Origin of the sequence: Leptolyngbya sp. FACHB-711, assembly GCF_014695615.1 — a bacterium.
Lineage (GTDB): Bacteria > Cyanobacteriota > Cyanobacteriia > Elainellales > Elainellaceae > Leptolyngbya_A.
Genome location: NZ_JACJOR010000330.1, coordinates 1 through 11,188 on the forward strand (window position 1 = coordinate 1; position 11,188 = coordinate 11,188).

At 50.5% G+C, this 11,188-nt stretch carries 8 protein-coding genes; all 8 read left to right on the forward strand.

Annotated elements, in window-relative coordinates; genetic code table 11:
* Positions 1-581: 581 nt before the first annotated feature.
* Positions 582-800 (forward strand): chlorophyll a-b binding domain-containing protein, encoded by a 219-nt coding sequence (locus H6F80_RS13510; protein WP_190792061.1) that lies wholly within the window; start codon positions 582-584, stop codon positions 798-800.
* 137 nt (positions 801-937) lie between these two features.
* On the forward strand, positions 938-1,390 hold the full coding sequence (locus tag H6F80_RS13515) for a DUF4383 domain-containing protein (RefSeq protein WP_190792062.1): 453 nt from the start codon (positions 938-940) through the stop codon (positions 1,388-1,390).
* Positions 1,391-1,718: 328 nt separating this feature from the next.
* Positions 1,719-5,573: a GAF domain-containing protein gene (locus H6F80_RS13520; RefSeq protein WP_190792063.1), complete on the forward strand. Its 3,855-nt coding sequence runs from the start codon at positions 1,719-1,721 to the stop codon at positions 5,571-5,573.
* Positions 5,574-5,963: 390 nt separating this feature from the next.
* Positions 5,964-6,623 carry a TIGR00266 family protein gene (locus H6F80_RS13525; RefSeq protein WP_190792064.1) on the forward strand — a complete coding sequence of 220 codons (660 nt, stop codon included), beginning with the start codon at positions 5,964-5,966 and terminating at the stop codon, positions 6,621-6,623.
* Between the two features lie 192 nt (positions 6,624-6,815).
* Complete coding sequence (locus H6F80_RS13530; RefSeq protein WP_190792065.1) at positions 6,816-7,493, forward strand: TIGR00266 family protein; 678 nt, start codon at positions 6,816-6,818, stop codon at positions 7,491-7,493.
* A gap of 50 nt (positions 7,494-7,543) precedes the next feature.
* Positions 7,544-8,260, forward strand: a complete 717-nt coding sequence (locus tag H6F80_RS13535) for a TIGR00266 family protein (RefSeq protein WP_190792066.1) — start codon at positions 7,544-7,546, stop codon at positions 8,258-8,260.
* A gap of 26 nt (positions 8,261-8,286) precedes the next feature.
* The gene (locus H6F80_RS13540) at positions 8,287-9,114 is read left to right on the forward strand and encodes a M48 family metallopeptidase (RefSeq protein WP_199296558.1); all 828 of its coding nucleotides are present in this window, start codon (positions 8,287-8,289) and stop codon (positions 9,112-9,114) included.
* A 243-nt stretch (positions 9,115-9,357) separates the two neighbouring features.
* A partial coding sequence (gene uvrB, locus H6F80_RS13545) for an excinuclease ABC subunit UvrB (protein ID WP_190792067.1) occupies positions 9,358-11,188 on the forward strand: 1,831 nt, incomplete at its 3' end.

Sequence of the window (11,188 nt, forward strand, 5' to 3'; positions counted from 1 at the left end):
AAAGCGCGATCGCATGGGCATCGCCATTTCGCTGTCACTGCCAAAAATAGTCTCAGAGAGATTAAAATTTGCCATGATTTCCAGTGACAGATCCTAGCTTCAGGAGGGTGATAACTATCAGTGAATCCAGCAGTGAATCCAGGAACGAATTCAGCGCAGTGAATCTAGAACAGCATCCCTTCTAACTGCTGACCAGGCTTAGCAAGATGCAGCGTATCGCCCTAGGTCAATCTTCTACCACTAGGTAGAACAGCGGATCTACCTTCCGGAGGAATGCCTACTTGCACGATCAGGATTCAGGCGGGTAGCCTCCTGGAGAGCATCCTAATTCGCAGAGGTGATATATGAGGAGATATAGGCTCACTGTCACTTCTCCCGCATTCTCTTAAATGCTGCCTGTAAATCATAAGAGTAATCAGTAATAACAGTTCGATTGTTACTTTCATTACCCTGATTGCTTACAGCAAGCAACGTTGGATTCCAATCTTTTGACAGAGCGGATACTCGACCCTATTACAGACCATTGCAGTGATCTGAATGAATACCATAATCAAAAAATACATGAATAACTGGCTGTCATTATGAAGACTGCAAGCACCGCACCAAAAATTGATACTGCTCAAGTTCCGACGATCGCCCCTGCTTATAACGGAGCTGATCGCAATGCCTGGATTTTTGGCTGGAATCCTCAGCAAGAGCTGTGGAACGGGCGTCTGGCAATGATTGGTTTTGTCGCCTATTTCCTCTGGGATATCGCAGGTTACAGTGTCCTTCGGGATGTGCTGCACCTGATTCGTTAGACCGATCCGTTAGATGCATCGATTCGCTACAGACGTGATGTTAGCGAAGCAAGATTCAATCATTTGTGAAGAAATGGTTCGTGAAAATCGCTGATTGATTTCAGCAAACAAGATTATTGGAAACCCGAAATACTGCCATGCAAACCACTGCAAACTCCTCAATTCGCTACGCTGCCCTCAGCCTGGGAACCCTTTTCCTGTTTTTGGGTTTGGCTGGCTTTTTGCCTGCTTTTGTTATTCCTCCTGACAGCTTTATTCCTGCAATGGGATTTGGCTATCTGTTTGGTCTGTTTCCGACAAACTACTTCCACAATGCGATCGGCATTCTCGTTGGGCTGTGGGGCATTGCAGCGTTCACCAGTCTGACTGGCTCGATCGTCTTTAATCGCATCTTCGCGATCGTTTACGCGCTGGGTGCAATTTTAGGGCTAATTCCTTTTACCAATACTCTGTTTGGCATTACGCCGCTTTTGGGCAATAATATCTGGCTCAATGCTATTGTTGCAGCGGTCGCCTTCTATTTTGGATTCATTAAGCCCGCAGAAGTTCAGCTTCCTGGAGCATCGAATCCTCAGGCGAGCGTGCAATAAAAACTCGCTCAAATCGTGCCCAGTCGCCCATGAAAATGGAGCTTCCTCAAGCTTCTTAAAAGCAATTCTTGTTAAAAGACGAAACAGTACATTCTTCAGAGTTCGCTGATTAATGAGTAGCCCAACCAGGGCTGCTTTTTTTATCGGCTAATTCGATCGAATAAATTGCTGCATTAAGCTGTGAACCGCCAAATTAAGATGCAAACCCTGTATTAAACTCTCATTAAAATATGAACAACTGCACGTCTAGACTGCCAGCCTGTCGCTGTTAGGAACCTTTTCTTGCTGGGCATGCTAATCGAGCACCGCTGGTCAAACATATTGCACTATGACCTCCTTGCCTTCTCCGTCTAGCTTGCAGTTTCAAACCTTGCAGGAAAGCCTGCTGCACCGAATTACAAATCGAATTCGCCAATCTCTTCAGCTCCAGGAGATTCTGCAAACCACTGTGACGGAGATTCGCGCTTTTTTAGAAACCGATCGCGTCGTGGTGTATCGATTCTACTCAGATGAACACGGAGAGGTGATTGCAGAAGCAATTCATCAGGATCGGCTACCTTCCTTGCTGGGGCTACACTTTCCTGCTGACGATATTCCCGCTGAGGCGCGAGAGCGGTTTTTGCAGGCGCGGCAACGCTCGATTGTTGATTTATCCACCGCACAAATTGGCTGGAGTCAGCCCCGATCGATTGAGTCAGCCGATCGCACATCTGACGACATTCACTACCGCCCCATTGACCCCTGCCACGCTGAATATCTAAAAGCAATGGGCGTGCAATCGTCGGTTGTCGTTCCCATTGTGCAAACAGATCAGCTTTGGGGATTGCTGGTTGCCCATCATGCCGAGCCTCGCCCCATTTCCGAAGCCGAGCTGCATTTTCTGCAATTGGTGGTCGATCAGGTCACGATCGCGATCGCTCAGTCTGCGCTGTTGGTTCAGGTGCAGACCCAGGCATTCCAGGAGCGTACTGCAAATCAAATCGCGACCCTGCTCCATGGTGAAGCGGCAAATCCGTTTGAGGCAGCTCTGAAAGCAACCGTTGAAGTGATCGGCGGGGTGGGGGGGCGACTGTTGCTGCTGCCGAGTGCTGTGGGGCAGGCGAGTGAACTATATTGCTGCGGAACCCAACCCGTCCAGGTGTCTTTTGCCCCTGACTCGTGCTTGGAACAGGAGCCTCTCTGGCAAGCTGCTCTGTTGTCACCAAAACTGATGATCGCAGACTTAGTCGACGATCCCCGATGCCAATCTCTGCACCAGCGTTTTCAGGACACTCCTATCCGAAGTTTACTAATCATGCCCCTGCATGGGGGAGCGGAGACGATCGGCTGTCTAACGCTCTTTCGAGATGAAATTGAGACGGAAACCCTATGGGCAGGCAGGATTGAGCCTGATGGACGGCAGACGATGCCGCGTCAGTCTTTCAAACAGTGGCGACAGCACAAACCGAAGCAGGCTCAAGCGTGGACGGAAACCGATCTCAACGTGGTGAAAGCGATTAGAATTCACTTCGCGCTGGCGGTCGCACGATATCAGCTTCAGACGCAGGTTCACGCACTCAATACAAGCCTGAAGAAACAGGTTCAGCATCAGAGCCGCGATCTGGCAAATATTCAATCTGCGCTGGATCAATCGTCGATCGTGGCAATGACTGATCCTCAAGGCATGATTTGCTATGTCAATGATCGGTTTTGCGAAATTTCTAAATACGATCGAAATGAACTGATTGGGCAGTCCTATCATCTGCTTCGCTCAGAGCACCATCCTAAAGAGTTCTTTAGCCAGATGTGGCAAACAATTGGCAGCGGTGCGATTTGGCGGGGAGAAGTCAAAAATTGCGCTAGAGACGGTACAGAATATTGGGTGGATAAAACGATCGTTCCATTATTAAATGAGCAGGGAAAACCCTATCAATATGTGGCGATTGAAAGTGATATTACTGTCCGTAAACAAGTCGAAGCAGCGCTACGCTATCAGTCTAGCTTGCTGCAAAATGTGATTGATTCCAGCACAGACTGGATCTTTGTTAAAGATCTCGATTTCCGCTACCTGCTTGCTAATCAAACCTACCTTAGCGCGATCGATCGCAAGCCTGAAGACGTCATTGGTAAAGATGACTTGGAACTTGGATTTCCCCCTGATCAGGTGTTTGGTAATCCAGAGCAAGAAACGATTGGTTTCCGAGTGGACGATCAAAAAGCGATCGCGGGTGAGATTGTCTTAAATCTGGGTGAACCCGTCACCGTCGCCGATGGCACTGTGGTGTGGATGGAAACGAAGAAGCTGCCCTTGCGCGATCAAGAAGGGCGGATTTTTGGCGTGTTGGGAGTTTGCACTGATATCACTCAGCGCAGACAAGCAGAAACTACCCTAAAACGCACAACAGAGCGGCTTCAAGAAGCTCAGCGCGTTGCCCAAATGGGAAGCTGGGAATATGATGTGGCAACGGGAACTGTAAATTGGTCGGACGAACTCTTTCGCGTTTTTGGAATGGAGCCACGCGCAACCGCGCCATCACTGGAGGAACACGCTCAAATCTTTCATCCTGACGATTGGAAATGGTTTCAGCAAACGTTTGACCGAGCCATTCATGAAGGCATCCCCTATGATGTTGAAATCAGATTTTTTCATCCGAATGGATCAACGCACCTAATTAACGCCAAAGCAGAAATCGTCAACAATGAGGCAGGTCAAATTACTGCTTTGTTTGGCACGGTGATGGATATTACCGATCGCAAACAAGCAGAAGCCACGCTTCAGGAACAGCTTAATTTGGCTGCATTTCGGGCTGATGTTGATGCTTCGTTAACCCGAGGTAAGACACTTCAGGATATGCTGCGATACTGCACTGAAGCAATGGTTTCTCATCTCGGTGCTGCATTTGCGCGAGTCTGGCTGTTGAATGCTCAGGAGAATATGCTGGAACTGAAAGCAAGTTCTGGTTTATACACTCATCTGGATGGCGATCATGCCCGTGTTCCAGTCGGAAAATTTAAAATTGGTTTAATTGCCGAAGAATGTCAACCCCATCTGACAAATTCAGTTCTGGATGATCCCCGTGTAAGCAATAAAGAATGGGCAAAGCAAGAAAAGATGGTTGCTTTTGCCGGATATCCTTTGATGGTTGAGAACCAGCTATTGGGAGTGATGGCAATATTTGCACGACAGCCTTTGTCGTTCTCAACGCTCGACGCTTTAGCATTGGTGTCACAGGAAATTGCTCTTGGCATCAAGCGACAGTACGCTGAAATGGCATTACGACAATCTGAAGTCGAGTTACGCGAAAAAGCTCAACAGCTAGAGCAAGCTCTGCACGAACTTCAGCACACCCAGGCACAGCTCGTTCAAACCGAAAAAATGTCGAGTTTAGGACAACTGGTGGCAGGGGTTGCCCATGAAATTAATAATCCCGTCAACTTTATTTATGGCAACCTGGCGCATGTTGGTGGGTATGCCTATGATTTGCTGAATTTACTAGATCTGTATCATCAGTATTATCCGGTTCCCGTTCCCGCGATCGCAGCCGAAGCCGAGAAAATCGACCTTGCGTTCCTCAAGGTAGATCTGCCGAAGCTCCTGACTTCGATGAAAGTGGGAGCCGATCGCATCCAAAAGATTGTTCTGGCACTGCGAACCTTCTCCCGGATGGATGAAGCGGAAGTCAAAGCGGTGAATATTCACGAGGGCATTGATAGCACGCTGATGATCTTGCAGAGCCGCCTGAAGGAAACCGCAGGTCACTGGGGAATCCAGGTGGTCAAAGCCTACGGAAATTTACCCCTGATTGAATGCTATGCCGGACAGCTCAATCAGGTTTTTATGAACATTCTCAGTAATGCGATCGATGCCCTCGATGAGTTTAATAGCACTCGTTCCCCTCAGGAAATTCAGAATCATCCCGCCGCGATTACGATCAAAACCCAGCAGATTCACAGCCACCGCATTCAGATTCGGATTGCAGACAATGGCATTGGCATGAGCGAACAGGTGCAGCAACGGCTATTTGAACCCTTCTTCACCACTAAGCCGATCGGCAAAGGCACTGGACTGGGGCTATCGATTAGCTACCAGGTGGTTGTTGACAAGCACGGCGGCCTGTTAACCTGCCATTCGGCTCTGGATCAGGGAACTGAGTTTGTGATTGAGCTACCCCTAGCGCTCGAAAGCGAGCTATTTAAAAGCTAACCCTAGGGTTAACCCAATGACGCACCTGGGACTGATTCTTGTGCTGCTGCGCTATGCCGATCCCTCACTGTTTTAGGCAGGCACACTCTACGGAGCTTCGACCGTCTCTGGGCTGGAAAACAACTTGCCCACCGCAGACAACCTGGAAGTAGCACGATTTCAGGGTAAGCAGGTAACTCAAGTGGCGCGTGCGCTCAAAATGGCAGGTGAGACGGACTTGATCTAATTTGATCGGTTTGTGTCAATCGGTTTGTTTCCGAAGTTCTCTCACCGGGAATACTCACATCGATCGCATTCTTAACCAGACTCCAGGCGGATTTTTAGAAATGCTTCTGAAGAGTTCTAAAGAGTGATTGCATCTGTCGAGTCAGCTCGCTGTGAGGTATCGCTGTGAAATACGAGATTCGCTACAAACCTGCATTCGCAACAGTTTTTTTGACGCTGCAACCCGGCGATCGAATTACTGCCGAGGCAGGCGCGATGGTTAGTATGGCAAGCCGTGTGTCGATGACGACCCAGTTTTCGGGTGGCTTAATTTCAGCATTGCTCAAGACGTTTTTGGGCGGCGAATCGCTGTTTGTCAACGAGTTTAAGAACACGACCGGAGAACCACTGGAACTGGTACTCAGCCAGGGAACGATCGGCGATGTTGCCGTGGTGGAACTCAATAACAACGAAATTTGTTTTCAGCCAGGGGCATATCTCGCCCATACCCCGGGAATTCGGATGGGCGTAAGCTGGGCAGGCTTTTCGAGCTGGCTATCGGGCGAAGGGCTATTTAAGCTGAAGCTGAGCGGCAAAGGGTTAGTCTTCTTCGGCGGCTATGGTGGTGTCACGCAAAGACGAGTCAACGGCGATTTGGTAGTAGACACCGGACATCTGGTCGCCTATGACCCCCAAATCAAAATGAATATCCAAATGGCAGGCGGATTAGTTGGCTCCGTCACTTCCGGCGAAGGACTGGTGAACCGCCTCTCCGGTCAGGGACGAATTTACCTGCAATCGCGCAGCGTAGACGGTTTAGTGCGATTTGTTCGATCGAAGATCTAAAAGGGTGGATGGGTAAGAGAAAGAAATTGGGCGATGAATACAACGCTTGAGCTGTAGTTGCTTTGCAGTGCTTCTCTCCAACGGTTCTTCCCCCCAATGATCGCAACAGTTGCCCCTCACTCCCTCATCCCCCATCCCCCATCCGCTCATCTACCCCTGTACCCCTTCACCCCTTCACGGAACTTTTCAACCATGAAACTCGATATCCTCCACCGACCCGATAGTGCGATCGCCAAAATCAACATGGCTCCCAGAGAAGAAATCATTGCCGAAGCCGGTGCGATGGTTGCCATGAGTGCCAGCCTTGATGTGAATACCACGCTGCGAAAGGGCAAGGGCGGCGGCGTATTGGGAGGACTCAAGCGCATCGTCACAGGCGAATCGCTGTTTTTAAGTGTGTTTCGCTCTGGTAACACTCCTGGCGAAATTTATCTCGCCCCAAAAATGATGGGCGATATTGTGGCATACACGCTGAGCGGAACGGATCTCGTGATTCAATCCACCAGCTATTTGGCGTCCACGGGCAATGTCAGCGTTGATTTGGGATTTCAAGGATTTAAGTCTATTTTTTCTGGTGAAGCGATCTTCTGGCTCACCGCGAGCGGCACGGGTTTAGTGTTGCTGAACTCCTTTGGCAGCATCTACGAAGTAGACGTAGACGGTGAATACATTGTAGATACCGGAAACATTGTTGCCTTTGAGAAAACCCTCAGCTTTTCGATTACGAAACCGGGTTCTAGTTGGCTGGGCGCACTTATGGGCGGGGAGGGGTTTGTTTGTCGATTTAAGGGCAAAGGCAAACTGTACTGCCAGACCCACAATCCCCGCACGTTTGGTCAATTGATTGGCAGCCAGCTTCCGCCTCGCTAAGACATGAAATTAACAACGATCGCCCCTCCCCTCTCTTCAGGAAACTCAAAATGACAAACACTAAAAACACCACAAACTCTGAATTTGCCTATCAGATCGAACACGCGCCTGCCTACGCCTCGCTCTCGATCAAGCTAAGAGCCAATCAAACCGTTCTGGTAGAATCGGGCGCAATGGCAGCAATGGACAGCAGCATCCAGATGAAATCCAAAGCCAAGGGCGGCTTGATGAAGGGCATCGGGCGGGTGTTGAGCGGCGAGTCTTTGTTTGTCAGCGAGTTTACAGCGGCAAACAACCCTGGCGAGCTGATGATTTCCCCACGAGTTCCCGGCGATATCCAGTATTACCGACTAGACGGAAGCAAAAGCCTGATGGTGCAGTCTTCCGGGTTTGTTGCTGCCAGCCCCAGCATCCAGATCGACACCAAATTTCAGGGAGCTAAAGGCTTTTTTAGCGGCGAGTCGCTGTTTTTGCTGCGGGCATCGGGTACGGGGGATTTCTGGTTTAGCTCATACGGAGGAATCCTGGAAATTCCGGTTTCGGAGGAATATGTGGTCGATACGGGCTATATCGTGGCGTTTGAAGAGACGTTGCAATACCAAGTCGAACTGCTGAGCGGCTTATCGTTTAAGGGTTTGCGGACGGGCTTTTTAGGCGGCGAGGGCTTGGTTTGTCGGTTTAAAGGCACAGGCAAACTGTGGATTCAGTCGCGGCAGCTTTATCCGCTGATTAACTTTTTCCAGGCATTTCGACCCACCCGTAACTAGCCCGCAAGAACTGCGAGAACTACCGTATGTCGATCGAACTTCCTCCCGGCATGGCGGACTATAGCGAAGCTTCGCCTCCGCCCAAAAATCGGCAGATCGTGCTGTTGCTCAGTTTTTTTGTGGGGCTGACGATCGCCCTATTTCTGTCTGTTGATCTGATGGTCGGCGTTCTGATTGGCTGGATTCCTCCGGGGGTTGAACGCCAGCTTGGAGCACTGATCGTCCCCGCATTTGAACAACAGGCAGCCCCTTCCTCAGCTCAAGACACCCTGAATCAATTGCTCGATCGCCTGAAACCGCATTTGTCTGCCGAGCAACAACAGCGAGATTACAAAGTGCTGTATGTTCCAGATGAAACGGTGAACGCACTGGCGATACCGGGCGATCGAATTATTTTATATCGAGGATTAATCGAGCAGGCAGAATCAGAGAATGAGCTGATGATGGTTTTGGGGCATGAACTGGGACACTTTGCCCATCGCGATCACCTCCGCCAGCTCGGACGCGGATTATTGATGCAGATTACCATCTCTAGTCTGTTTGGGGATATCAGCGGCATTCAGTCGATCGCCCTTTCTGCTGCTCAGACGATCGGCAATTCTCGGTTTTCCCAAAACCAGGAATACAAGGCTGATGAAATGGGTGTTACGCTTCTGCAAAAAATCTACGGACAGGTTGCCGGAGCAACTGATTTTTTTGCCCGTTTAAGCGAGAAGAAAGATCTACCGATCGATTTTCTCACCACCCACCCTAATCCCGGCAAGCGAGTGCAGCGATTAGAAAAACTGATTCAGCAGAATGGTTGGACGGTTGGAGATCGATCGCCCGTGGCTGAAAGTCTCAAAATGCCTTGAGGTTTACTACCTTGGGATTCATATCCTGAGATTTATACCCTGAGGTTCAATGCCCCGAGGTTCAATGCCCCGAGGTTCAATGCCTTGAAGTTAATGAGACAGCAAGTTCCCGCAAACTGATTCCCCCAGGGGAATTCGCTTATCCGATCGCCTGCGTTCGGGCAACCTGTCTTTTAGAATGCCAACAAAATCCGCAGATTTCGTCATCATAGAGGATAAGGCATTCGCAGGACGCGCACCCCCATGGCACATCCGTCAGACTTTCACATTCAAGCCCCGTTTGAGCCGAAAGGCGACCAGCCAAAGGCAATTCAGAAGCTGACTAAATCGGTGGAGCAGGGCGATCGGTTTCAGACGTTGCTGGGCGCAACCGGAACCGGAAAAACTCATACGATCGCACGAGTGATTCAAAACGTGGGCAAGCCGACGCTGGTTCTGGCGCATAACAAAACCCTGGCGGCGCAATTGTGCAATGAGCTGCGGGAGTTTTTCCCGGATAATGCGGTCGAGTATTTCATCAGCTATTACGACTACTATCAGCCGGAAGCCTATATTCCGGTGACCGATACCTACATTGCCAAAACCGCTTCGATCAACGACGAGATCGATATGCTGCGGCACTCGGCAACGCGATCGCTATTTGAGCGCAAAGATGTGATTGTGGTCGCGTCGATTAGCTGCATTTACGGTCTGGGCATTCCGAACGAGTATTTAAACGCGGCGATTCCGTTTCGGGTAGGTGCGGAGGTAGACCAGCGGGCAATTCTGCGCGATCTGGCTTCGGTGCAGTACGAGCGCAATGACCTGGAAGTGGGGCGCGGCAAGTTTCGCGTGAAGGGCGACGTGCTGGAGATTGGTCCGGCGTACGAAGATCGGATTATTCGGGTGGAATTCTTTGGCGATGAGATCGACGCGATTCGCTACATCGATCCGCTCACGGGCGAAACGCTGCAAAGCATGGACGGGATTAACGTTTACCCGGCGCGTCACTTCGTCACTCCTGAAGATCGGCTTCATGAAGCCTGTGATGCGATCGAGCAAGAGCTAAAAGAACGTCTGATGGAACTGGAAGGCGAAAATAAATTACTGGAAGCACAGCGACTTGAACAGCGCACTCGCTATGATCTGGAACTTCTGCGAGAAGTAGGCTACTGCAACGGGGTCGAAAACTATTCGCGCCATCTGGCAGGACGCAATCCAGGCGATTCGCCCGAATGCCTGATCGATTATTTCCCGAAAGACTGGCTGCTGGTGATCGACGAGTCTCACGTTACGATTCCCCAAATTCGCGGGATGTATAACGGCGATCGATCGCGCAAAATGACGCTAATTGACCACGGCTTCCGGTTGCCCAGCGCGGCAGATAACCGACCGCTCAAGTCCGACGAATTCTGGGAGAAGGTGAATCAGTGCATTTTTGTCTCGGCAACGCCGGGCGACTGGGAGCTAGAGCAATCGGGCGGCAAGTTTGAAGTCGAGGGCGAAGGCAAGAACGAGTCGAGGTCTTATATCCCAGGTACAGGTCACGTCGTAGAGCAGGTGATTCGTCCCACGGGTGTGCTTGATCCAGAAGTGTTTGTGCGTCCCACCGACGGACAAATCGACGATCTGCTGGGCGAAATTCAGGTGCGGGTGCTAAAAAACGAACGTACTCTCGTTACGACGCTCACGAAGCGCATGGCAGAAGACCTGACGGAGTATCTGCAAGAAAGAGCGATTCGCGTCCGCTATCTCCACTCCGAGATTAACTCGATCGAGCGAATTGAGATCCTGCAAGATCTGCGGGCAGGCGAGTTTGACGTGCTGATCGGCGTGAACTTGCTGCGGGAAGGTCTGGACTTACCGGAAGTTTCCCTCGTCGCGATCCTCGATGCGGACAAAGAAGGCTTCCTACGGGCAGCACGATCGCTGATTCAAACAATCGGACGGGCAGCGCGTCACGTTCGGGGACAGGCAATTCTCTACGCCGACAACCTGACCGACAGCATGGCACGAGCCATCAGTGAAACCGAGCGTCGTCGCGTCATCCAGCAAGAGTACAACGAAAAGCACGGCATCACCCCCAAGCCGATCA